At 40.4% G+C, this 23,779-nt stretch carries 19 protein-coding genes and 1 pseudogene; 4 read left to right on the top strand and 16 right to left on the bottom strand.

All coding sequences use genetic code 11. The features are described 5' to 3' along the window. Positions 1 to 275: 275 nt before the first annotated feature. Together rpsO and AX662_RS09875 are read right to left on the bottom strand one after the other, a co-directional pair. Positions 276 to 545, bottom strand: a complete 270-nt coding sequence (rpsO, locus tag AX662_RS09880; RefSeq protein ID WP_008535715.1) for a 30S ribosomal protein S15 — start codon at positions 543 to 545, stop codon at positions 276 to 278. Between the two features lie 141 nt (positions 546 to 686). After that, complete coding sequence (locus AX662_RS09875) at positions 687 to 1,850, bottom strand: MFS transporter (RefSeq protein ID WP_060972348.1); 1,164 nt, start codon at positions 1,848 to 1,850, stop codon at positions 687 to 689. A gap of 107 nt (positions 1,851 to 1,957) precedes the next feature. On the opposite strand from AX662_RS09875, the gene AX662_RS09870 reads away from it, so the two are divergent. Both AX662_RS09870 and def read left to right on the top strand, forming a co-directional pair. Next, positions 1,958 to 2,596 carry a Crp/Fnr family transcriptional regulator gene (locus AX662_RS09870; RefSeq protein WP_060972347.1) on the top strand — a complete coding sequence of 213 codons (639 nt, stop codon included), beginning with the start codon at positions 1,958 to 1,960 and terminating at the stop codon, positions 2,594 to 2,596. Between the two features lie 93 nt (positions 2,597 to 2,689). Continuing rightward, the gene (def, locus tag AX662_RS09865; RefSeq protein WP_060972346.1) at positions 2,690 to 3,304 is read left to right on the top strand and encodes a peptide deformylase; all 615 of its coding nucleotides are present in this window, start codon (positions 2,690 to 2,692) and stop codon (positions 3,302 to 3,304) included. Between the two features lie 126 nt (positions 3,305 to 3,430). Here def and ilvA read toward each other — a convergent pair whose 3' ends face one another. The 4 genes from ilvA to AX662_RS09845 form a co-directional block, all read right to left on the bottom strand. Continuing rightward, positions 3,431 to 4,681 (bottom strand): threonine ammonia-lyase IlvA, encoded by a 1,251-nt coding sequence (ilvA, locus tag AX662_RS09860; protein ID WP_048673985.1) that lies wholly within the window; start codon positions 4,679 to 4,681, stop codon positions 3,431 to 3,433. Between the two features lie 110 nt (positions 4,682 to 4,791). Continuing rightward, positions 4,792 to 8,193: a glycoside hydrolase family 66 protein gene (locus AX662_RS09855; RefSeq protein WP_060972345.1), complete on the bottom strand. Its 3,402-nt coding sequence runs from the start codon at positions 8,191 to 8,193 to the stop codon at positions 4,792 to 4,794. Between the two features lie 385 nt (positions 8,194 to 8,578). Then, on the bottom strand, positions 8,579 to 9,022 hold the full coding sequence (gene dtd / locus AX662_RS09850) for a D-aminoacyl-tRNA deacylase (RefSeq protein ID WP_060972344.1): 444 nt from the start codon (positions 9,020 to 9,022) through the stop codon (positions 8,579 to 8,581). Positions 9,023 to 9,034: 12 nt separating this feature from the next. Beyond that, positions 9,035 to 11,254 carry a RelA/SpoT family protein gene (locus tag AX662_RS09845; RefSeq protein ID WP_060972343.1) on the bottom strand — a complete coding sequence of 740 codons (2,220 nt, stop codon included), beginning with the start codon at positions 11,252 to 11,254 and terminating at the stop codon, positions 9,035 to 9,037. A gap of 166 nt (positions 11,255 to 11,420) precedes the next feature. Here AX662_RS09845 and nrdI point away from each other — a divergent pair, with 166 nt between their 5' ends. After that, a complete protein-coding gene (gene nrdI, locus AX662_RS09840) occupies positions 11,421 to 11,879 on the top strand; it encodes a class Ib ribonucleoside-diphosphate reductase assembly flavoprotein NrdI (RefSeq protein ID WP_022496522.1) in 459 nt (152 codons plus the stop codon). A 41-nt stretch (positions 11,880 to 11,920) separates the two neighbouring features. Here nrdI and AX662_RS09835 read toward each other — a convergent pair whose 3' ends face one another. The 8 genes from AX662_RS09835 to tig form a co-directional block, all read right to left on the bottom strand. Next, positions 11,921 to 14,461 carry a bifunctional 2',3'-cyclic-nucleotide 2'-phosphodiesterase/3'-nucleotidase gene (locus tag AX662_RS09835; protein WP_060972342.1) on the bottom strand — a complete coding sequence of 847 codons (2,541 nt, stop codon included), beginning with the start codon at positions 14,459 to 14,461 and terminating at the stop codon, positions 11,921 to 11,923. 165 nt (positions 14,462 to 14,626) lie between these two features. Beyond that, positions 14,627 to 15,370 (bottom strand): 16S rRNA (uracil(1498)-N(3))-methyltransferase, encoded by a 744-nt coding sequence (locus AX662_RS09830; RefSeq protein ID WP_060972341.1) that lies wholly within the window; start codon positions 15,368 to 15,370, stop codon positions 14,627 to 14,629. Continuing rightward, positions 15,371 to 16,324: a 50S ribosomal protein L11 methyltransferase gene (prmA, locus tag AX662_RS09825; RefSeq protein WP_048673993.1), complete on the bottom strand. Its 954-nt coding sequence runs from the start codon at positions 16,322 to 16,324 to the stop codon at positions 15,371 to 15,373. Then, positions 16,325 to 16,771 carry an NUDIX hydrolase gene (locus tag AX662_RS09820; protein ID WP_037604207.1) on the bottom strand — a complete coding sequence of 149 codons (447 nt, stop codon included), beginning with the start codon at positions 16,769 to 16,771 and terminating at the stop codon, positions 16,325 to 16,327. It lies immediately after the preceding gene. 15 nt (positions 16,772 to 16,786) lie between these two features. Beyond that, on the bottom strand, positions 16,787 to 17,257 hold the full coding sequence (locus tag AX662_RS09815) for a DUF3013 family protein (protein ID WP_037598883.1): 471 nt from the start codon (positions 17,255 to 17,257) through the stop codon (positions 16,787 to 16,789). Positions 17,258 to 17,351: 94 nt separating this feature from the next. Beyond that, positions 17,352 to 18,956 (bottom strand): CTP synthase, encoded by a 1,605-nt coding sequence (locus AX662_RS09810; protein WP_002889723.1) that lies wholly within the window; start codon positions 18,954 to 18,956, stop codon positions 17,352 to 17,354. Between the two features lie 252 nt (positions 18,957 to 19,208). Continuing rightward, positions 19,209 to 19,784, bottom strand: coding sequence for a DNA-directed RNA polymerase subunit delta (rpoE, locus tag AX662_RS09805; RefSeq protein ID WP_002885605.1), 576 nt, complete (start codon positions 19,782 to 19,784; stop codon positions 19,209 to 19,211). Between the two features lie 157 nt (positions 19,785 to 19,941). Then, a complete protein-coding gene (gene tig / locus AX662_RS09800; protein ID WP_060972340.1) occupies positions 19,942 to 21,225 on the bottom strand; it encodes a trigger factor in 1,284 nt (427 codons plus the stop codon). A gap of 142 nt (positions 21,226 to 21,367) precedes the next feature. On the opposite strand from tig, the gene AX662_RS09795 reads away from it, so the two are divergent. Continuing rightward, positions 21,368 to 22,210, top strand: a complete 843-nt coding sequence (locus tag AX662_RS09795) for a mechanosensitive ion channel family protein (protein ID WP_060972339.1) — start codon at positions 21,368 to 21,370, stop codon at positions 22,208 to 22,210. Between the two features lie 112 nt (positions 22,211 to 22,322). Here the strand turns inward: AX662_RS09795 and AX662_RS09790 are convergent, their stop codons facing one another. Beyond that, positions 22,323 to 22,820 carry a sigma factor gene (locus tag AX662_RS09790; protein WP_060972338.1) on the bottom strand — a complete coding sequence of 166 codons (498 nt, stop codon included), beginning with the start codon at positions 22,818 to 22,820 and terminating at the stop codon, positions 22,323 to 22,325. 551 nt (positions 22,821 to 23,371) lie between these two features. Next, a pseudogene (gene tnpA / locus AX662_RS10510) lies at positions 23,372 to 23,650 on the bottom strand (IS200/IS605 family transposase); the annotation flags it as partial. Between the last annotated feature and the right edge of the window lie 129 nt (positions 23,651 to 23,779).

Raw genomic sequence — 23,779 nt, 5'->3', positions numbered from 1 at the left:
CAATTGAACAAGGCCTAGACACTTGGCAAAAAAGATAAAATCTCCTAGAAGCTAAAATTTCTTCGTCAATTTTCCTATTTTTGCTTTGCACTTTTGACGGCCTTTGTATCTTGAGGATTGAACATAAACCAAAAAAATAACAGCCCTCTAAATCTAGAGAGCTGTTCTGAACTCGGGCTAAAATCCTAGTGAAAAAGATGAAACTCCTTGTGTTCTTTAAACACGACGTCGTTCCCCTATTTTCATACGGATTTTTTACGCCCTTGGCACCGTTATTAACGACGAAGTCCGAGTGAGCTGATCAACTCACGGTAACGGTTAACGTCTGTACGGCGAAGGTATGCCAACAAGTTACGACGGTGACCGATTTTTTTCATCAAACCACGGTAAGTAGCGTGGTCTTTTTTGTGTTGTTTAATGTGGTCGTTAAGGTGGTTGATTTCCCAAGTAAGGACAGCAACTTGAACCTCTACTGAACCAGTGTCACCTTCGTGACGTGCGTATTGAGCAATGATTTCATTTTTTTTCTCTTTTGAGATTGCCATGTTTTTTCTCCTTTTTTTGCTCCATCCGAGTCTTAGGATTGGCTCTCCTAAAACCAAGAAAGAGTTGGTTTGTCTTTACGACCTCTCTATTTTAGCTTATCTACTAATCTTTGTCAATCACAAGATTCACTGTTTAGATTTCTACATCTTAGACTTTTTTGTCATTCTTGATTTCATCAAAAACCCAAGGAAAAGTAGGAAACTTACTATAGCATAGGCTAGGAAAATCCAACTAAAACTTGGAGATACAAGTGCCAATAATTTCAAAACATAAGGAGAGAGGGCAGACCCTAGGTTACACCCCAAGAGGACATAGGCTGTCGCTTTGTTCAACAGATTTCTAGCAATACGCTCAGAAAGTCGGTTAAAGATAATTGTCAAAACAGTACTATAGAAGAAACCAACACCAACTGAGGATAAAATCAAAATCGGTAAGTTACTAGCCACTGACATCCCAAAGAGACAAACCGCCAATAAAAACATCACTATATGCAAAAGATGATTCTTAAAATATCCTATAAGAGAAGCGAAACTTAGTCCAGCTACAATTCCAATTCCCTGCTCTAAACTAAGTACTAAAGCTGATTGCCCACTCGCAATGGTATTACCAGCAACCTGAAATAGAGGCACGCGCAAACTAATCGAAGAATTAATACAGATGACAAATCCTGCTAAAAGGGCCATGCCAAGGATCATACTAAGGTCTTTTTTGTTTAGACCTTGTTTACTTTCTATAATCTGCTTCCTCTCCACCTGATCCATCGTTGGCACAAAAAGGAGGTACATGGTCAGAATCACAAAACCAAGACCATAAATAAGAAAGGCAAAGGTCCAATGGATTTTCAATAGTTGACCAACCAAAAGAGAACACGAAGCTCCACCAATCAACTCCATGGAGCCACGAATACCTAACATCTGAACCCGTTCTTTACCTTGAAAACGTTGACTGATGATGGCAATCGCCTTAGCATTGATAAGGCCAATCCCCATCCCAAAAGCAATACGTGACAGTAAGACAAGAGGATAGGATTGTACAAAAAAAGGAAAAATCCCAGCACTACTAAGTAAAAGCAATCCAGTCACAATTAGCTGTCTATCACTTAGCCATTTGTCAATAAATGAATTAAGTAAGAGCATCGCTACTACGGAAAATGAAGGGACAGATACTAAAAGCTCCACTTGCGAGGCAGAAAAGGTTGGGCTATAGTAGTCCAACATAGGTGGTAGCGCTGTTGAAATCGAAAAGGCCGAAATCAAGAGCAAGGATAGCCCCAGAAGGCTCATTTTTTCTAAAATTCGTGTCATAATATAGGGATTAGAACATCCTTTCCTTACTTGTCTGATAGTTATTTTTTCATTATAATCTAAGGAGACTTTAAAAAATAGGACCTAGGTCCTAAAAAAGGAGATGTATGCGTAATCATGACATAAGACCTCAACTTGACCAGGTCTTTCCACCCCCCTACCTCGACCAATTACAGAAAGTCACCTTTCAAAAGAATGATTATATTTGTACCCAAGGAAAAGCTATCACAGAGCTAACCTACATTTTGTCAGGAAAGGTAAAAATTGTGCGTTCTCTCTTCAATGGTAAAGAACATATCCTAGAAATGCTTAACCAACCACAAATATTTGGAGATGTAGAACTCATGACCAATCAACCAGCAGGGTCATCAGTCATTGCTTTAGAAGAGGTTCAAGCAGTTCAGCTCCCTTTAAATAATAAAAAAGAGCTCCTCAAAGATCCCGTTTTTCTCTATCAAATTGGGCATAACCTAGCCATGGCACTGCATAAACAGGGTATTACTGCCTCAACAAATGCAAGCTACTCTGTCAAAGAGCGTCTGGCTACTCATATGTTGAGTATTGAGGAAGAAGGTGTTTTTCAACTATCACCATCTATCCTAGCTGCCAGTTTTGGGACTAGCTATCGCCATGTGCAACGAGTCATCAAACAATTTATCAATCAAGGAATTATTGAAAAAGAAGCTTTTAAGACCTATCGTATTTTACAACGACAAACCTTGGAAAAACTGGCTTTTATCGATTAGAAAAAGCCTCACTTTAACCCTTGATGGTTTAATTTTCAACCCTTTTGTGCTATAGTTATAAACAAGTAAATCAAAGAAAATAGAGGTAAACAAATGGACGCTCAAACCAAAATTATCCGCGCCAGCCATATGATTGATATGAATGATATCATTCGCGAAGGAAACCCAACCTTGCGTGCTGTCGCTGAAGATGTAACCTTCCCACTATCAGACGAAGACATTATCCTAGGTGAAAAAATGATGCAGTTTCTTCGTAATTCACAAGATCCTGTTATTGCTGAAAAAATGGGGCTTCGTGGGGGAGTCGGTCTTGCAGCCCCACAATTGGATATTTCAAAACGCATTATCGCGGTTCTCGTTCCAAACCCTGAAGACGCTGAAGGTAATCCACCAAAAGAAGCATATAGCCTTCAAGAAATCATGTACAACCCTAAAGTAGTTGCCCATTCTGTTCAGGATGCTGCCTTGGGTGATGGAGAAGGATGCCTCTCAGTCGACCGCGACGTTCCTGGTTATGTGGTTCGTCATGCTCGAGTAACTGTTGAATACTACAACAAAGAGGGTGAAAAGAAACGCATTAAACTCCGTGGTTACAACTCAATTGTTGTTCAACATGAAATCGACCATACTAACGGTATCATGTTCTACGACCGCATCAATAAAGACAATCCATTCGCCATTAAAGATGGACTCTTGATTATCGAATAAAGAAAGCCTCAGTAGCAATACTGAGGTTTTAATTTGAAGATAAAGCCTTAGTGCCTCCGTATAGCTGGGTTAAAGTAGAAAAAAACCGACTTTCGTCGATTCTTTTTTCATTATGTGAACCTGTCCTCAGACAAGCATATTGTAAAGTGTTTCGTTACCGTGAAGGTTGATATAACTTGGGTCAAAGGCTGAAAGACGATCGAGAAGTCCATCATAATCGTTCTTGTCACTAAGAGCGATACCAATGAGAACTGGACCTTTTCCTTTATTAGCACGTTTGATGTACTCAAAACGAGTGATATCATCATTTGGTCCCAAGATATCATTTACAAATTCACGAAGGGCACCTGGACGTTGTGGGAAGTTAACCACAAAGTAATGCTTGATGCCATCGTAGATAAGCGCACGTTCTTCCATCTCTGGCATACGGTTGATATCATTGTTACCACCTGAAATGATGCAGACGATGGTTTTTCCTTTAATCTCATCTTTAATCACTTCCAAAGCTGCTACTGATGCTGCACCTGCAGGTTCTGCAATGGTACCAACCTTAGAGTACATATCAATTAGGGTTTCTGAAATCAAGCCTTCATCAACTCCCAAGAGACGGTCAACATATTTACGTGCAACTTCATAGGTCTTGACACCTACCTTTTGAACAGCAATCCCATCCGCAAACTTATCAATTTCTTCGAGTTTTATAGGATAACCACGGTCAAAGGCAGCACGCATACTACGAGCACCACTAGCCTCAACACCAATAACTTCCATAGATGGTGCCACATCCTTGATATAAGTAGCCACACCAGAGATAAGGCCTCCGCCACCTACTGGAACCAAGATACTATCGAAGGAAACACCCTCCTCCTGAGCCTGCTCATAAATTTCATAAGCAACTGTTCCTTGACCCGCTTGGACATTATAATCGTCGAATGGATCAATGAAAGTCATGCCTTCAGACTTGGTATATTCCTGTGCTGCTTGAGCAGAAGCATCAAAGGTATCTCCCACCAATTTGATTGTTACAAACTTGCCACCAAAGAAACGGACTTGACCAATTTTTTGGAGAGGCGTTGTTACTGGCATAAAGATGGTTGCCGGAATCCTCATCTCGTTACAAGTGTAGGCAACCCCCTGAGCATGGTTTCCGGCTGATGCACAAACCACACCACGCGCCTTATCCTCATCACTCAATTGATGAATAGCATAGTAGGCTCCTCGCAATTTGAAAGAGCGTACCTTTTGCATATTTTCTTTTTTAATATAAATGGTCGCCCCGTATTTTTCAGATAAGTAGCGATCAAAATCTAGTGGTGTGCGTTCCACCACGTTTTTTAAGACTTCATTAGCCTTTACGATATCATTTGCAGTAATCATTGGCTCTCCTTTGACACAATATTCAAACTATTTCTATTGTATCACAATTTTCAGAAAAAATAGCAGCCAGTATAAAGAAAACTCCTTGTTTACACAAAGAGTTCTACTTATTATTTATCAACTTTTTTTGACATCAAGAAGTTACGAAGAGCTGCAAGGGTTGCCGCACCTGCAAGGACAATAGCTGTAAGGATAGCTACAGCATGTTCTCCCCACTTGTGAGATTTTGCTGTTTTAGCGATTGTAGCCTTAAGATCTTCAGTTGTTCCTTTTTCACCTGCTTGCGTCGTTGTCTTACTTGCAAGGTTAAGATCTTGACTACCACTGTAAGTGTTATCTGACGAAGCTGTATTGACAAGGTCTTGACGGCTACTGCGAGTATAGCTAACATTTGTTGTAATGCTATCAATCATCTCAACAATATTTCTGATTGTAGTTGCATCGTACAAGCCACCCTCAGTATCTTTCAAGATTGATACTGCTAATTTTTCAATAGAAGCTTCTGAAGAAGCTGCTACCATAGAGTGAGATTCTGAGCTTGCTGTTTCTGAATATCTTGCATAATTGCTAAAGAGTGACGCTGCTTCTGTAATCGTTTCAGAAGTACTTGGTAAGTTTTCTGAGACGCGAGGAGCCGCAGAGAGTCTATTCCAACTATTGATGTTTTCTGATAGTCCATCAAGGATGACTTCCTCAGATGTGCTCACTGTTTCTGAAATTGCCGAAGTCACTTCTGAAGTGCTCACTTGACTTTCTGATTCTGTCAATGAAACAGCTGGTTCTTTAACTACTTCTGATTCTGAAACGACTGTGCTGATTGAATTCTCTGATTCAGATGCTGAAGTCTCTGAAGTTGATGCTTCTGAACTAATTTCAGTTTCTGATGCTTCCGATGATACTGTTGCACTTTCTGATACTTCTGATGAGGCTGTTGAGTTTACTAACTCGTCAACTGTTGGTGCTGGTTTAGTTATTTCATCTAGTTTAGGAGCTTCAACAGATGGTTTCGTATCAGTTGGAGCCTCTGAACCTTTGTTTACTGTTGTATTTTCGGATTTAGCTGTTTCTGAGCTTGCTTCAGATGTTACGGTATTGTCTGCTTTCTTACCAGCTTGGTTAGTAACTAGTTTCAAGATAACTGGTTCTACCGGTGTTGCTGTTGTGTCTTCCTTGATATAGAGCATGTTCCAAAGCGTTAGTTTAGGAACTGAAATAACAAGTACTGGTTGACCATTTTCATCTGTTTCAAGACTTGCTTGTGCCTTCTTCATGCTTGAAGTTGCCCAATCATCTGGTGACGTCACATAGACTTGATCAGTAATTTTAGCTGCTTCTTGGGCTGTTTTACCTGCTAGACTAAGACGAACTGTGAGATTTTCTTGAGCGTCCGGTGTTTTATTATCCGCATAACCCTCTTCATTATGCCAGCCCGCATTGATGCCCATCATGTTAATCATTTGAACAGTTGAGAAACCTTTTCCTGATTTAGCAAATGTCCAAACTTGATCTCCTGTCACACCTAGAGCATCCTTAGAAAGGATTTCACCAGCAGTATTCTTGGTAGACACAGACTGAGTGCTGTTAATCACACCCTCACCACGGAGAAGATTTTCATAAGCAGTGATAAACTGTTGGTAATTGTAAAGCTTACGAATAGTGTCCTTAGCCACACTGAGGTATTGAGTTGGGTAATAGGCACTTTGAAGGACGTTTAGGGCTGCATTAGCATTGGCAAGGGCTGCAATGGACATGTGATAGCCACCGGCTGCAGCTACTGTCGCATCTACGAGAAGAGTCGCGTCAGCTTGCAATGACTTACCAGCAAGGGCATCTTTACCAGCACCGTTAGTTGCTTTTCCACCAGGAACAGTATAATCAATACCTGGTTCTTCCATGTAGGCACCAACGATAAGTGATTTACCAGTTTTATTGCGTACCATATCGATACGTGCTTTCAAATCGCCATAGGCAACCTGCATACGTCCTGGAATAACTGAACCACCGTTTGTCCAGAGCTCATTATAAACAACATCTTGACGTGCCTTGGCTAATTTATCATCATTACCACCATTGACATCATTGATTGTGATGTAGTACTTTTCACCAATGAGGTCTTTCATAGCATTAATAAATGACGCATATGAATCAGACATCATGTATGAGTCAGACTCGTCTGAGCTGTTACGGTGCTCATAATCAGTCACACGGTTGTCACCAATTGTATCACCTTGCCAACCATCGAAGCCCATACGATCCATAGCTGATTTCATGACACCCGCAATGTATTTTTGCCAATCTGGATTAGCCGGATCATAGTAAACTTGAGTTGGGTTATCACCGATAGTGTAAGTCATCGGCTCACCCTTCTTACCAAAGCTATCGTAGAAGTTATAAGCCAAAGCAGCAAGTGGAAGGGCTGGATTCTTTGGATTTGAATCTGCTGAAATCATGTTATAAAGCATGGCAACAGCACCTGACTTATGAACTTGGTCAACTAATTCTTTAACAGCCTTAGTGTCAACCTGAGTATGACTCCAGGTATTCCATTTTTGAACAAAGCTATCAACACCCTCTGGGTAAGGATCTGTAGCTTCACTATAAGCATCATAGAAGAAATATGAGTTGATATTCATAGACTTCATGAGCTCAAGCTCTTTACGGTAGGCTTCAAGATTTTTAACAAGAATACTGTTTTGATCCGTTGGCGAACCTGCTACGATACCGTAACGCGGGAAGACTGTCCAATCATCTTCAACAGACAGGCCAGCACGCTTGCTTGACAAAGTACTACCTGATTTATCGTTGACACTGATTGTCACCAAGTAACCTGTATTGTTTGTCAACCACTCTGACGCTACTGTCAAGTTTGAAACCTTAGCTGATGTTCCTGCCGCTAGCGTAAGGTCAACGTTATCTTGACCGATGATCTCTGAAGCATGTTGAAGTGTCAAGTTGACAGTCATCGTCTTAGTTTCTGCTGTTGGATTAGACACAACAACAGAATAGTTAATATCACCATCTGTCTTGCTATAAGCAGCTTTTGTTGTTTCTGGATCTGTCAAGTAAGCATCACCATTTAAGTTTTGCTCTATCACTTCTGTAACTGGTGTCACTTGAGCAGTTGAATGGCGTCCTACTTCAGTAGCATTATCAGATGATGATGTGATGGTTTCCACAGCAGCTGACTCAGGAGCTAGTGCTTCACTGGCTACAAGCATTTCTGAGCTAGCACTCTCTGCTGACACAGCTTGTGAAAATATTGTAGAAGCTGTTGCTGTTGTTGCAGTATCTGTCGCAACAGCGGCTGATGATGGACCTACTTCTGTTGTCGCAACTGGAGCAACTGCCTCCGTTGGTACCACCACCAAGTTATCTGCTTCAGTTGTAATGACTGGTTTTGTTGCTTCTGAACTGACCATGCTATCTGCCTTGGCGACCTGATTCATCCCTAGGACACCGCCGGCTACAAACAACCCTGATAATAATTTAGTTGACGCTACTTTCTTTGACATATCTCTCTATCCCTCTAAAAAAAGTTTAAATCACCTCGGCGTTTCAAATTATCACTATTGGTATTTGCATGCTGTAAACTCGAGTTATTTTTTAGTTTCATAAAAATCGCTTGGTGTTTCTTATGAAACTAATGTTAACTTAATCTTTTTTGTAAGACAAGGGAATTTCCGGCAATCCTCGTAAACGGTAATTTTTTCATCATGAATGGTCAGATTTTTTCAGAAATTTGAGAAAAACATTTTCTAATTTCATTAAATATTCACTTGGTTAAGCCTACTTAAAATAACAAAAATAAATCCCAAATAATGAAAATCGAGCACCTAAATTGCCCATACGATGAGAGTAAAAAAAAACACCTCTCACACAAGGCGAGAAATGGTTTGTTTATCGATTTTTAGTATCTAAAATAATGGTCACAGGTCCGTCATTGACCAGACTAACCTGCATATCTGCACCAAAGCGTCCTCTTTCTACAGGAACATGAGCTGACAAGGATTGGTTGAAATCGTCATAGAACTGGCTAGCCATGTCAGGCTTTGCAGCTCCCGTAAATGCTGGTCTATTCCCTTTTTTCGTATCTGCAAAAAGCGTAAACTGAGAAATCGACAAAATCTGGCCATCAATATCCTTAACAGAAAGATTCATCTTGCCATCTTCATCTGAAAAAATACGCATATTGACAATCTTACGAACTGCATACTCTAGGTCCTCTTTGGTATCCTCTGGACCAACTCCGACCAAGAGTAAGAGCCCCTGATTAATAGCACCAACCGTAGAATCCTCAATAACCACAGAGGCACTTTGCACGCGCTGAATTACAATCTTCATCGCAGTAACTCCTTAACCATTGGTACGTTTAACACTGTAAACGTCTGGGATAATTTTAATCTTATCCACTAAACCAGTCAATTCAATAAGGTTGGCAATTTCAAAGCTAACGTGAATATTGGCAAACTTCATGTCCTTAGTCGGTTGCGCATTGACCGTAGCGATGCTCTTGGTCGTATTTGACAAGATTTGAAGAACATCATTCAACAGACCAGAACGGTTAAGGCCATAGATGTCAATCTCAGCTAAGTAAGATTTATTGGCATTACGTTCATCCCACTCTACTTCGATTAAACGTTGTTCATAACCTTCTTGACTCTTGATATTATTACAATCTGAACGGTGAATAGCAATTCCACGGCCCTTGGTGATGTAACCTTCAATCTCATCTCCAGGTACTGGGTTACAGCACTTAGCGATACGCATGAGGAGACCCGACGCACCTTGAATGATGACGCCATTTTCACTCTTAACCTTAAGAACTTCTTTCTTCTCAGTCTTAACCTCGCCACCGTTCATTAGCTCTTCAGCTTCAGCTTTTGCCTTAGCACGCTCCTCCTCACGGCGTTCTTTTTCTGTCAGACGATTGAAAACAGCAGCAGCACTAATTTCGCCAAAGCCAACAGCGGCATAAAGAGCTTCTTCACTACGCACACTCATACGAGGGAGAATTTCCTCAATATGTTTCTTGTCTAGGTACTTATTGGCAATATAGCCATGCTCTTGGAAGTAGGCAATCAAAAGTTCACGACCCTTGGTGATAGAAGCTTCCTTATCCTGATTCTTAAAGAATTGTCGAATTTTATTTCTGGCCTTAGTTGTCTTGACCATCTTAATCCAGTCACGACTAGGACCAAAAGAATTGGCATTAGTGACAATCTCAACCACATCACCTGTCTTAAGTTTGGCAGTCAAGGGCACCATACGGCCATTAACCTTAGCACCTGTAGCCTTCTCTCCAACTTGGGTATGGATAGCATAGGCAAAGTCAATAGGTCCTGAATCTTTAGGCAATTCCTGAACAGCACCATTTGGCGTAAAGACATAAATACGCTCTGAGAAGATATCCTCTTTAACAGAGTCTACAAATCCCATAGCATCACCATTTGAGGCATCTTGAAGTTCAACAAGATCTTTAATCCAGTTCATTCCCAAAGCGGACTCTTTCGAATCTACCTTGCCCTTGATCCCTTTCTTGTAAGCCCAGTGAGCTGCAACCCCGTATTCGGCAACTTGGTGCATTTCCTTGGTACGGATTTGGATTTCAATAGGTCCTTTTGGTCCATAAACCGTTGTATGGATAGACTGGTAACCATTGGATTTAGGATTGGCAATATAGTCTTTGAAACGGCCAGGCATCGGACGCCAGAGCTCATGAATGTATCCCAACATGGCATAAACATCACTGTGCGTCTCCATGACACAACGGATGGCAATCAAATCATAAATTTGATCGAAGCGCTTTTTCTTGTCGCGCATCTTACGATAAATAGAGTAGATATGCTTTGGACGACCATAAACATCACCAACAAGTCCTTGTTCAGCTGTGTAGGTCTTAATTTTATCGACAATCTCGTCCACAAGTTCCTCACGCTCACGACGTTTTTCCTTCATCATGTGAGAAATCTTGTAGAATTCCACCTCATTAAGGTAACGGAAGGACATATCTTCCAATTCCCATTTGATACGACTGATACCCAGACGGTGAGCCAAAGGAGCATAGATTTCCATGGTTTCACGAGAAATGCGCTCTTGCTTATCCTTGCGAAGATGCTTTAGGGTACGCATATTGTGTAAACGGTCGGCCAATTTAACCAAGATGACACGGATATCCTTAGACATGGCCATAAGCATCTTACGGTGGTTTTCAGCCAACTGCTCCTCGTGGGACTTGTACTCAACCTTACCAAGCTTAGTAACACCATCTACGATATTTCGTACATCCGTACCAAAATCCGTTTCCAAATCATCGAGCGTTTTTTCGGTGTCTTCAACGACATCGTGTAAGAAACCACAGGCTACTGTCACTGCATCAAGATGAAGGTCTGCCAGGATACCTGCCACTTGAATAGGGTGAATAATATAAGGTTCTCCTGACTGACGAGATTGCCCACTATGAGCATCTGTCGCATAATGCCAGGCTTTTTCAACTAATTTCAAATCATCTGCTGACATGTAGGCCGAGCAAATGTCGAAAATTTCTTCTCCTGTTACATTTTTATCTTTAGCCATGATTCTTCCTTCGCTTCTTTTAATAACCTTTATTTTATCACTTTTACAAGTAAAGAAAAAGAGCTAGATAGGCAATTATTAACTGCAAGGAGCCAACTTGAAAAACACAACATCTTGTGTTAGAATGATTGAGCAAACACAAGATATAGATAGAAAGAGGACGCTTATGTCTCAACTTACCCTCGTTTATATTAGTCTAAGTGGCAATACCCAAAGCTTTGTCAAACGTATGTCTGACTACCTATCCCTCAACCACGGGATTGAATGTCGCCAAATCAATATTAAAGAGCTTAATCATGAAACCTTCCAAGTAGATGAACCCTTTGTCGCACTCTTGCCAACCTACCTTGAAGGTGGAAATGGCGTGGACAATGGAGATGTCGAAATCCTAACCAATCCACTGGGAGATTTTATCGCAGCCCATGATAACCACAAACGTTGCTTTGGTATCATCGGTTCTGGTAACCGTAACTTCAATAACCAGTACTGCCTAACCGCCAAACAATACAGTCAACGTTTTGGCTTCCCTATGTTGGGAGACTTTGAGCTTCGTGGCACACAGTCTGATATCGAACGTCTGGCACCTATTATTCTAGAAGCACAAAAGAACTTTAACCAACGCTAAAACTACAGCAAAAAAGCCCTGATAGGGGCTTTTTCCTTTGCTTAATTTTTTTCGTGTTTTTTGATTCCAAAGAATCCAGCCAAGGTCATAAGAACCATACCAGCTAAAGTTGCTGACATAGATTCGTCTGAACCAGTGTTTGGCAAGGTCTTAACTGAACTTGAACCTTGAGCTTCTTGTTCTTGAGCTTGAGGTAAGATAACGACTTGAGCGTTTGACAATTGGATAGCTGAAGCAGATTTAGCCATGCTAGCAACTGCAGTAGCATTTGGTTTCACATGCTTAGTTTGGTCTGCCATCTCAACACCTTTTGGTGACTTCTCCGATTCTTTCTTAGTCGTATCCTCAACTTGATTTGCCTTTTCCTTAACAACCAAGCGGTACTCTGCAAATCCTGCTTGTGTTGATGGTCCTACATAACTAATGGCATCCTGACCAGCAAGGTGGGCACGTGCATTGTCAGATGAGGCAAAACGGATATCTGCATTCGTAATATTAGGAACGAAACTCCAATTTCCATCAGCAGTTGGGTTAATCGTTTTCTCACTAACGATATAATCAATGATTGCCTGACGATTCTCAAGATTGAGGAGACGTTTTTCTGCAGCATCCTTAACACCAGGGAAGTTACCAGTCGCACGATAGTTGTTAGTCATGACAAGGAAAGTCTGATTCAAATCAATGGGTTTACCTTGATAAGTCAAGTCACGAACACGACTAGCATCTGGGTTAACCAACTTACCTTCACGATCGTATTTGTTAGGTTGTGTCAAATCAAACTTATAAGTCAACCCATCAATCACATCGTAATTGTATGAGCGATAGCTACTATTAATGAGTTGTTGTGGCTCTTTGCTATTAGGATCAATTTGATTGAACTGTCCTGCAGACATTTCCAACCATTCTTTTATTTGTGCACCAGTCACCTTGAGTAGGGCAGTAACATTGTCGTAGAGGTAGAGGTCCGCGACATTCTTAATGGCTAATGGTCCTGCTGGAATATCGGTATAGTAGGTCGCATCCCCACGAGTCCCCGCCTTGAAAGGTGCTGCAGCTGAGAGGAGTGGAAGATTCGCATCTGCTGTTCCAGCTACTTGTTTTTTAGCATACCATAGTTGTGCATTATTAACGATTTGAATAGATGGATCGTCCTGAACCTGAGCAAAGTAGCTAGTGATTGGTGCAGTAGTCTCACCAACTTCCTTACGAACATAGTTGATTGTTCCATTATGGTCATGAGCAGCCATATTAATTAAATCCTTGTCCGCAACATCTGACTTAGTATCAATCTTTTCAAGCTTGGCCTTACTGTTAACAACTTTCCATTTACCATCCGTGTAAGTCAATTTGACATCCATGATGCCTAGATGATCTCCGAATTTACCAGCCATAACCACAGGTTTCCCATTGATGAGACCATTGACATCATCTACACCAGGGTATTTCGCATAAAAACTTGTACCATCCCCATTTGGGAAATCCGCATGAGAATGCCCTGTCGCAACAGCATCAACACCTTCGATACCAGCAATTTGGTAACCTTCATTTTCCTCATTCTTAGTGTATTCATTGTCACCAATACCAGAGTGAGCAGCAACAAGGATAAAGTCAGCTCCTGCAGCCTTCATCTTAGGAACGATAGCCTTAACAGCCTCCATTGGATCGTCAACAGTTACCTTACCTTCAAGATTGGCCTTATCCCAAACCAAAATCTGTGTTGGAAGGACACCTGTAATACCGATTTTTAGCGTTACCTGTTTGCCATCTGTATCAGTAAAGGTCTTGTTAACAATCTTATAAGGGTTGTAATAGTAGTCACCTGTCTGAGCATTACGCACATTGGCATTGATAATGTTAATCTTAGCAGCCTTAACCATACGATCCAAAAATTCTAGACCATAGTTAAACTCGTGGTTTCCAAGTGTTTCGGCATCGTAGCCCAGCATCTCAAAGGCTTTGTACATAGGGTGAGTCTCACCTTGGGCAACAGGGTCAATCAAAGCCTTATAAGTCCCAAAAGGAGTTCCCTGAATCGTATCCCCACTGTCCACTAAGACCGTATTGGGATTAGTTTCACGGGCTTTTTTGATAAGGACAGCAGTTTTAGACAAACCAACTGTTTGAGACGGCTTATCTTGATAATAATCATAGTTAACCAAGTTGGTATGAAGGTCTGTTGTTGACAAAATCTGCATATCAACGGTCTGCCCCTCATGAGCAGGCTCTGTAACAGTTTCAGCCTGTACTGGCACCGCTGGTGTCACCTGATTGGCATTCGTCAAAACAGCACTGGCTTCTTGACTTGATTGGGCCGTCGAGGTATTAGCTGATGACTCTGCAGATGCATTTGTCGCTACTGTTGTTGATGTAGGAGATACAGTCTCTGTTCCTCCTTGAACAGCTGTTCCCGCAGTTCCTTGTACTGATACGGTAGCAGCTCCACTATCTGTCACAGTTTCTGTAGAAGTAGTTGGTACTGGTGCCGTTGCCTCATCAGCTTGACCTAGGACTTGTGGCACAGTCAAAAGAGCAAAAAGGCCCAAAACCACGGCAGATTGAGTCACATAACGATTCGTTTTCATTAAAAATCTTCCCCTTTTATAAAGATAGTACAATTATATTAAATCTAAATAAGATTATCAACTTTTTTAGAAATGCTCGATTTGTCATACAAAACTAATGGCACGATGCAATCTTAGCTTAAAAGTGTCAAATACAAAAAAAGTTGGAACAAGGCCAACTTTCTCTTACTTATTCAATTCCAAGGCATAACTGACACTACTCAAAGCGTAGAGAGGAGCGGTTTCCGTCCGCATAATGCGCGGTCCAAGGCCAATTTTAACGCCACCAGCTTCTTCAAATGCATCAATCTCAGACGGAGAAATACCACCTTCTGGTCCAAAGATAAAGAGAATTTTCTGACCATTCTCTACCTGAGCCAACTCACGAGCTAGAGTAGCCAACTCACCTGCTTTGGCTGTTTCCTCATAGGCGATAAAAATCTTATCAAAATTATCTAATTCTGATAGAAATTCCCCTTTTTTCTCGAACAATCTGACTTCTGGCACACGATTACGCTTGGATTGTTCTGCAGCTCCTAGAGCAATTTTGGCAAGCTTATCTTCCTTCTTGGCTAGCTTCTTACCATCCCACTTAACCACAGACCAGTCGGCAGGGAAGGCCCAAATAGCCTGAGCTCCAAGCTCTGTTGCCTTTTGTGTCACCAACTCCAGTTTATCTCCCTTGGGAAAACCTGAGGCAATGGTTACAGATACAGGCATCTCGACATTATCAGTTAAATCTTCAATCACTTCAAAGACGTGATTCTCACGGTCAGTCACACGCGCAAGACGCTTGATACCATCTTCAAAAACCAAGACAACCTGATCATCCTCTGTTAAACGCATAACGTTAAACATATGCTTCACAGTATCCTTGTCTTTGATAATTACTGGATTTTCAACCTGCCCCTTTATAAAATACTGTTGCATTTAGCCTCCAATCACACCTGAAATATCATCTGTCTTCTTGAAGACACAGGCATTCCACTCTCCCTGAACCATGTGAGTTTCTAGGAAGAAACCAGCTTTCTCAGCCGATTCACGCACCATATCCCATTTTTCAGAGATAATCCCTGACATAATCAAATAACCTTCATCCTTAACCAAACGGTCGGCATCTTCTGTCAGGTGGATGAGAATATCCGCCAGAATATTAGCCACGATAACATCAGCTTCTTGCGTCACGCCCTTCAAAAGATCTCCCGCAGCAACATGAATATTTTCCATACCAGGATTCATATCAATGTTTTCCTGTGCCACTCGAACCGCTACATCGTCAAGGTCATAAGCGTAGATTTCCTTGGCACCAAGCAGAGAGCTAGCAATCGAGAGGACTCCTGAACCAGTCCCCACATCAATCACCGTCTCACCACCACGAAGCACCTGCTCCAAGGCAAAGAGGCTCATCTTAGTTGTTGGATGTGTTCCTGTCCCAAAGGCCATACCAGGATCCAACTTAATGACCTTTTCCCCCTCTGATGCCTCATAATCCGTCCATGACGGTACGATAGTCAGGTCATGGGTAATGCGAGCTGGTTCATAGTATTTTTTCCAATTCTCAGCCCAATCTTCTTCAACCAATTCTTGAGTAGCTAAGTGAATATCTCCAGTTTCAAGACCAAAATCTGTCAACTCAGCCAAACGCTCATTGACCTGCTTAGTAATGGCCTCGATATCTGCTGACTCTGGATAATAAGCCGTAATTTTAACCGTTTCAACCTGCTCAACCTCAGGATAAAGTTCCCCAAAACGGTCCGCATTTTCCAAATAATCTGCACTATCATCAATAGCCACACCCTGGCTCCCAGACTCAATTAAAATATTAGAAGCCGCTTCTTCGACCTCACGATTAACTTCAATCGTTAATTCTTGCCATTTGTCCATTTATTTCTCTGTTTCCTTTCCTACTAAATAGTCTTTAAAGCGTTCCTGCAACTGGGCAATGACACCTTCTGCTTTTATAAAATCCTCTACAGGCATTAGTTTAAATTCCTGTCCCTCGTCACCAAAACGAATCTCACGATACTGCTCTTGGCTAATTTGGCCAACCACAAAGACAGCTGACCTATCTTTATCCAACATACTAGGATAGATTTTCGACCAAATAATCGATTCCTCTTTCAAAGTCAAGCCCAGCTCCTCCCAGACCTCACGTTGAAGACATTCAAGAGGCGTTTCTTGACCTTCTCTTCCACCACCTGGCAACTCCCATGTATTTGGCCAAGGAATATCTGGTTTATTATCTCTGAGAATGACCAAAATACTTTGCTCTACGAGTAAGGCAGCCTTAACACCTGTAAAATCGAACTGATCTTTTAAATAAGCATCCATCCCTTTTCGCTCCCTTTAATACCTTGGATAAGCAAAAAATTCCTTCTCTTCAAGTTGAGCTTTCCCTTTTTCGAAAGCTTCTTTGTCCCAAACCAAACCGAATTCCTCAGGTCCATCATCAGATAGAAAATCCATCAAGTCACTCAATCCTTCTGTTGCCACCTCATTCAAGGTCTCCGCAAAATAGGACAAAAACTCACGAGATAGACCTTTCTTAGGTTCATATGGAATTGTCACTAGGTAGTCCTCTTCATCAAAACGTGATTTTGCTGGATTGTAAAAGAGCACGTAATCCTCAAAAATGACATCTTCATCAGACACTTCACCCTTATCATCAATAGTCTCGACATTGCTACTGTTTTGCGCTTCCAGGATAAACGTTACTTCCACAGCATGATTCTTTTTATCCCAGTCCATAGCAAAATCATAGTCCAAGTGCTTATCCAGTTCTTCTTCTAATACTGACAAAAAGCCAAATTTAGCCATTTGTTTTCCTCGTTCTTTCTTATTATTCCCTTTATTTTAGCATAAAAGGAACTAATAAAAAACAGAGTAGGCTATCCCACTCTGTCTTAGATAATTATTTAGCATTTTCAACTGCTGCTGTCACAAAGGCACTGTAAAGTTCTTCCGCATGGTTTGGACGGCTATGATATTCTGGGTGGTATTGCGCTGCCACAAAGAATTTCTTGTCTGGGAGTTCTACAACTTCCATCAAACGATTATCTGGTGACACACCTGAGAATACAAAGCCCTCAGCCTCAAACTGTTCACGGAACTTAGTATTAAATTCATAACGGTGACGGTGACGACGTTGAACAACTTCTTGGTTGCCATAAGCTGCAGCTGCCTTAGAACCTGGTTTCAACTTACATGGGTAAAGACCAAGACGAAGAGTACCACCCATGTCTTCAATGTCAATTTGATCACGCATAATATCGATAATTGGATATTTTGTGTTTGGATCAAGCTCAGCTGAATTAGCGCCATCCAAGTGAAGAATGTGGCGAGCAAACTCAATACATGTCAATTGCATACCGAGACAGACACCCAACATTGGCACATCATTCTCACGTGCATAACGAATAGCTTGAATCTTACCTTCAGTACCACGTTGACCGAAACCACCAGGAACAATAATACCATCAGCATCAGCCAAACGAGAAGCAACATTTTCAGCAGTCAAATCATTAGCATTGACCCAGTCAATATCAATGGCAGTATCATTTGCCAAACCTGAGTGTTTAAGTGCCTCAACTACTGACAAGTAAGCATCGTGAAGCTCCACATACTTACCAACAAGAGCAATTTTAGTTGTTTTCTTAAGGTTAAGCACCTTATCAACCATAGCAGACCACTCTGTCATATCTGCAGCTGGAGCATCCAGTTTCAAATGATCACAAACGATTTGATCCATACCTTGAGCCTGCATATTAAGTGGCACTTGATAGATATGTTCCACGTCGAGTGATTCGATAACAGCCTCAGGTGCAACATCACAGAACTGAGCTAATTTATTCTTGATTCCTTGACCAGCAGGTTGTTCTGTACGAATAACCAACATATTTGGTTGGATACCCAAACCACGCAATTCCTTAACAGAGTGTTGCGTTGGCTTTGTCTTCATTTCACCAGCAGCCTTCAAATAAGGAAGAAGCGTTGTGTGGATATACATAACGTTGTCAGAGCCCACATCAGCCTTCATTTGACGAAGAGCTTCAAGGAATGGAAGACTTTCAATATCACCAACCGTACCACCAACTTCAGTGATAATGACATCTGAATCAGTTGTTGTCGCTGCGCGCTTAATCTTGTCTTTCAAAGCATCTGTGATATGCGGAATCACCTGAACAGTCGCACCAAGATACTCTCCTTTACGTTCCTTACGCAAAACTTCGCTATAAATCTTACCAGTAGTCACGTTAGAGTATTTATTAAGATTGATATCAATAAAACGTTCGTAGTGACCAAGGTCAAGGTCAGTTTCAGTACCATCATCAGTGACATAAACTTCACCGTGTTGGTAAGGACTCATTGTTCCTGGGTCAATATTGATGTAAGGATCAAATTTTTGAATCGTAACCTTAAGACCACGGTTCTTAAGCAAACGCCCAAGACTTGCAGCTACAATCCCTTTACCAATTGAAGATACCACACCACCAGTGACGAAAATATATTTTGTCATGTTAACTCCTTATAATATAATTCAAAACAACTACAGATAGCAGATTGGTTACCCACTCAGATAATCACGATAGTCCTTTCCTAGTACCTGATTGGAGCCGTACAAAGTACCTCACCTTAGACAAGTCCAGTAAATGACTAAAAACAAAAATGACCCCCAAGAGTTTTACTCTGGGAGCCTTAATCATGACCTCTTCAAAAGAGGTGCCCGATAAATAGTCTAAACTATCCAAGACCATTTGTCAATGAAAACTTAGTCGTTTGACTCATCCTCATAGTCATCGTCATCATCTTCTTCTGACAACTCAACATCATCCAAATCATCATCTGGAATAATTTCATTCAGCTCAGAGTCATAAGATTCCACTTCAGCTTTCTCATCATCTTCGCTATCGTCGTCATATTCAAGACTATCAGAATCAGGTGTAAAGTTCTCGTCTTCTGGATCATCGTCATTATAATCGATGGCATCTTCATCACCATCCATGAAGGCATTAACTTTCTTGTTCTTACGTTTTGGTGCATTTTCATCAGTATCTTCCAATGTGATGACCTCTTCATCGATTTCATCAATTGCATACCATGAACGCAAGCCCCATTTGTTATCACCTAGTGGAATGAAACTTCCATCCGTATTCAAATCTGAATAAAAGAATGGCAAAGCATTGCGGATATCAGCATCCGATTTTTCTAAGTAATTTTGAATTTCATTGACCAAATCATTGAAATACATTTCATTATCACGACCACGTGTTTCTAAGATAGCACGGGCCACTTCAATCATTGATAATTCACTTTTTTCTTGTCCAGCAAATACGTCTAGTTCCAAAGTGGTTCTCCTTCATTCTTACTCAAGCTAGTTTCTATCAGAAATAGCTCAGCAATCAATTTTTCGCTACCTTTTATTTTACGCTAAAAAGAGTCAATAGTCAAAGCATTTATAGAAGAAAAAATCAAGTCTCAACAGAAACTTGATTTTAGTCATATTATTTAACTTTTGCTGTGCTTGTGATAACTTCAACAGCTTTCTTCATAGTGATATCGTGTTTAAGCATTTCAGGTGAAAGAAGTGCAGAAACTTGTGATACTTCCATGTTGTACTCAGCTGCAAGATCGTTAATTTCTTTTTGGATTTCTTCTTCTGTAGCGTCGAATCCTTCAGCAGCAGCAACAGCTTCGATAACAAGGTTAGTTTTCACACGTTTGTCAGCGTCAGCTTCATATTGTTTGTGAAGATCTTCTTGAGTTGTACCAGTGATTTGGAAGTACATTTCAGGAGAGATACCTTGACGTTGCATGTTGCCCATGAATTCGTTCATAGCACGGTGAACTTCGTCTTCAACCATTTCTGCTGGCAATTCAACGATTTCAGCGTTTTCAACAGCCAAATCAAGTGCAGCACCTTCAACAGCGTCATCAAATGCGATTTCTTTAGCTGCTTCAAGTTCTTTACGGTATTTAGCTTTCAACTCATCAAGAGTTTCAACTTCATCGTCAAGATCTTTAGCCAACTCATCATCAAGAGCTGGAACTTCTTTAGCTTTAACTTCGTTAACTTTAGTAACAAATACAGCAGCTTTACCTGCAAGGTCAGCAGCTTGATAGTCTTCTGGGAAAGTTACTTTAACTTCTACTTCATCACCAGCTTTTGCTCCAACCAATTGGTCTTCGAAACCTGGGATAAATTGACCTGAACCAAGTTCAAGAGAGTGGTTTTCACCTTTACCACCATCAAATTCAACACCGTCTACTGAACCAACAAAGTCGATAACAACAGTGTCACCATTTTCAGCTGCACCTTCTTTAACAACCAATTCAGCCAAGTTTTTGCGTTCGTTTTCAAGCTTAGCATCAACTTCTTCATCAGTAACTTCTTTAGAAGCATCAACTGAAACTTCAAGATCTTTATATGCACCAAGTTTTACTTCAGGTTTTGTAACAACTTCTGCAGTAAGTGTCCAATCTTGACCTTTTTCAATTGATTTTACATCAATTTTTGGTTGTGCAACAACATCAAGACCAAGTTCAGCAATCGCTGCTTCATAAGCTGCTGGAAGAATTGCATTCAAAGCATCGTCGTAAAGAGCTTCTTCACCAAATTTTTGGTTAAATACGGCACGAGGCATGTGTCCTTTACGGAAGCCTGGAGCGTTCAAATTCTTTTTAACCTTGTTAAATGCTTGATCCAAAGCTGGTTGAATTTTATCTTGACCGATAGTGAATGTCACCACACCACGGTTAGTGGCTGTGTTTTCAAATGATACAGACATGTAGTCATTCTCCTTAAAATTTTTTATAGATACAGTTTAGTTTACCATATTTCAAAGCCTTTTAAAAGTTTTTTTATCCAATTTAATCACAAGAAAATCGTTAGAAACTGCTACTTTTTCAAAATTTTGATAAACTAGAGCTATGAATATTTTACAAAGATACATCCAACAATTTAATTTTGAAGAGACCCTAATGGTACTCATTACGAAAGGGATTAAACTCCTTATTCTCCTCATCATCTTTCTTCTTAGTAAGAAGATTATCAACTTCCTTTTTAAACATACAGTGGGACGCTCTCTAGCTTGGACAATTCAAACACCTGCTCGACAAAAAACCATTGAACGATTACTACACAATTGCATGAACTACGTGCTATACTTCTTCCTTGTTTACTGTCTTCTTAGTATCCTTGGGGTCCCAGTATCTAGCCTCCTTGCTGGGGCAGGACTTGCTGGGGTTGCTCTTGGTCTAGGAGCTCAAGGCTTCCTATCTGATGTCGTTAATGGTTTTTTCATATTGTTAGAAAACCAATTTGAAGTCGGTGACGCAGTTGAAGTAGGAGCCGTTACAGGCCTTGTTTCAACCGTAGGTATTCGAACTACTCAAATTCGAGGATTTGATGGAACCCTCCATTTTATACCTAACAGAAATATCACAATTGTATCTAACAAATCTCGAGGGGACATGAGAGCTCAAATTGATATCCCAGTCTATCCGTCAACCGATATCAATAAGGTGACAAGCATCATACAAAAAGTAAATCAAGAAAACATTGAAAACTATCCTCAAATCTGTGGAGCTCCAAATATCATTGGATTAAGCACAACTCCTTCTGGACAACTAGTATTTCGTATTGATATTTTTACGAAAAATGGACAACAAACTCATATCTATGCTGATTTCTTAAAACTTTACCAAGAAGCCCTAACCAAAGAAAATATTGAACTTCCAAGATTCATTGGGAACCCTATAGCAGTAAAATAAATTCTTTACACTACATTAAAAACACTTCAAAAGATAGATAACAGAAATCTACTTTCGAAGTGTTTTTTATGACTTTTACTCAATAATACTAGACTAGAATCTATATTCAAAATTAATCATCTTCATTATAAGGATCAAAATCTACCATCCAAAATTTTAACTCCCTGATCATCTTTTTTCGACCTCTAAAACATTCTCCAGCTAGCAGACGGTCTAACTTAGTAGCATCTTCCGAAGACAACTGATTACGGAAAGCATTAAGCTGCTCATCATAAACAAGCCTATCTACCGCATCTAACTCTTTATTCGGAAGACAAAAAGCAATATCTGAAATTTCGATATAACATTGTCTATTAGCTTGTCGTTTTACAGACTCCTGTCTTCTAACCTCATCATTCAACCTATTCCTAAACTTAGTTTTGAAATAACGTCGAAGCTTATCATCATCAGACGCTAACTCAGGAAACTTTTTTAAAAGCTGATAAAGTGTCATCATTGCTTCCTGCTCCATATCAGCTTGGTCCCAAAGTTGGATGAAATATTGTCTACTAGCCTTAAGTACAATCGGCCTTACAACTTCATATGCGTGAACAAAAACTTCTTGTTCCATTAAACCTCCTATAAATAGATAAAATATTTGTAATTAAAATAATTACGAAATCTATTATAAGAGATAGATAAGAAATAAAATAGAGACATATATGTCACTATAAAAATGATAGGCTCTATAATTTCTGAAGTGGGTAAAACCACTGTAGAGATTATAGAGCTTTTTGAGTATACACAAAAATTCCCATAAGAACTATAATGAAAAGCGACCAAACCATCATTAGGAAGAACTTATAAGACTTATTAAGAATACCACAGAATTAATCGGAAATAAAGAGTAAAATATTAAGGTTTCCCTTGTTTTTGAAACTGTCACTCATATCCAGATTTAAACAAAACTAGATTACCCTATACCACTATATCCACTCTAGATATTAGCTTTTCGCCACTCACTATAATTGATAAACAGATTAGTCAAAACCACCCGTGAGAACCGGTGGCTTGCTCTTCGGCTAAAAGCCTCTGCTACCGGCCGAGGCCTAAAGGCCTACCGAATGGTTTCCCTTCAGCACTACCTTTGCTAGCTGACCCGACTAGTGGGTCTCTTTAAGACTACTTTCTTTTATTCTTCTCACCTGTAAACGGATCATATTCCTCAAAAAGACTGAGCCGATCTGCTATCACGTCTTCTTGTAATTGATTACGAATATATTCTTCAAGTCACTTCTGATTTCGCCCAACCGTATCAACATAAAACCCTCGAAACCAAAATTTGCGATTTCCAGATTTATACTTTAAATTAGCGTGTCGATCAAATATCATTAAGCTACTTTTACCCTTTAAATATCCCATAAATGAGGAAATACTTAGTTTCGGTGGTATACTCACCAATTAGGGGGACTTTTTTGATACATCGCTAAAAGCTTTTCGGAACCACTAGCCCAGCTAGTGGTTTTCGTAAAACAAAAAAAGCTAGACCTAGGTCTAGCAATGAGAATTATACTCCGCCAGTAGGACTCG

Source organism: Streptococcus sp. CCH5-D3, from assembly GCF_001556435.1.
Classification (GTDB): domain Bacteria; phylum Bacillota; class Bacilli; order Lactobacillales; family Streptococcaceae; genus Streptococcus.
This window is presented reverse-complemented; position numbering and strand designations above follow the sequence as displayed.

Bases quoted from the DNA above. Each gene is read 5' to 3' on its own strand.
- rpsO (WP_008535715.1), bottom strand. From the start codon at position 545: ATGGCAATCTCAAAAGAGAAAAAAAATGAAATCATTGCTCAATACGCA.
- AX662_RS09875 (WP_060972348.1), bottom strand. From the start codon at position 1,850: ATGACACGAATTTTAGAAAAAATGAGCCTTCTGGGGCTATCCTTGCTC.
- AX662_RS09870 (WP_060972347.1), top strand. From the start codon at position 1,958: ATGCGTAATCATGACATAAGACCTCAACTTGACCAGGTCTTTCCACCC.
- def (WP_060972346.1), top strand. From the start codon at position 2,690: ATGGACGCTCAAACCAAAATTATCCGCGCCAGCCATATGATTGATATG.
- ilvA (WP_048673985.1), bottom strand. From the start codon at position 4,681: ATGATTACTGCAAATGATATCGTAAAGGCTAATGAAGTCTTAAAAAAC.
- AX662_RS09855 (WP_060972345.1), bottom strand. From the start codon at position 8,193: ATGTCAAAGAAAGTAGCGTCAACTAAATTATTATCAGGGTTGTTTGTA.
- dtd (WP_060972344.1), bottom strand. From the start codon at position 9,022: ATGAAGATTGTAATTCAGCGCGTGCAAAGTGCCTCTGTGGTTATTGAG.
- AX662_RS09845 (WP_060972343.1), bottom strand. From the start codon at position 11,254: ATGGCTAAAGATAAAAATGTAACAGGAGAAGAAATTTTCGACATTTGC.
- nrdI (WP_022496522.1), top strand. From the start codon at position 11,421: ATGTCTCAACTTACCCTCGTTTATATTAGTCTAAGTGGCAATACCCAA.
- AX662_RS09835 (WP_060972342.1), bottom strand. From the start codon at position 14,461: ATGAAAACGAATCGTTATGTGACTCAATCTGCCGTGGTTTTGGGCCTT.
- AX662_RS09830 (WP_060972341.1), bottom strand. From the start codon at position 15,370: ATGCAACAGTATTTTATAAAGGGGCAGGTTGAAAATCCAGTAATTATC.
- prmA (WP_048673993.1), bottom strand. From the start codon at position 16,324: ATGGACAAATGGCAAGAATTAACGATTGAAGTTAATCGTGAGGTCGAA.
- AX662_RS09820 (WP_037604207.1), bottom strand. From the start codon at position 16,771: ATGGATGCTTATTTAAAAGATCAGTTCGATTTTACAGGTGTTAAGGCT.
- AX662_RS09815 (WP_037598883.1), bottom strand. From the start codon at position 17,257: ATGGCTAAATTTGGCTTTTTGTCAGTATTAGAAGAAGAACTGGATAAG.
- AX662_RS09810 (WP_002889723.1), bottom strand. From the start codon at position 18,956: ATGACAAAATATATTTTCGTCACTGGTGGTGTGGTATCTTCAATTGGT.
- tig (WP_060972340.1), bottom strand. From the start codon at position 21,225: ATGTCTGTATCATTTGAAAACACAGCCACTAACCGTGGTGTGGTGACA.
- AX662_RS09795 (WP_060972339.1), top strand. From the start codon at position 21,368: ATGAATATTTTACAAAGATACATCCAACAATTTAATTTTGAAGAGACC.
- AX662_RS09790 (WP_060972338.1), bottom strand. From the start codon at position 22,820: ATGGAACAAGAAGTTTTTGTTCACGCATATGAAGTTGTAAGGCCGATT.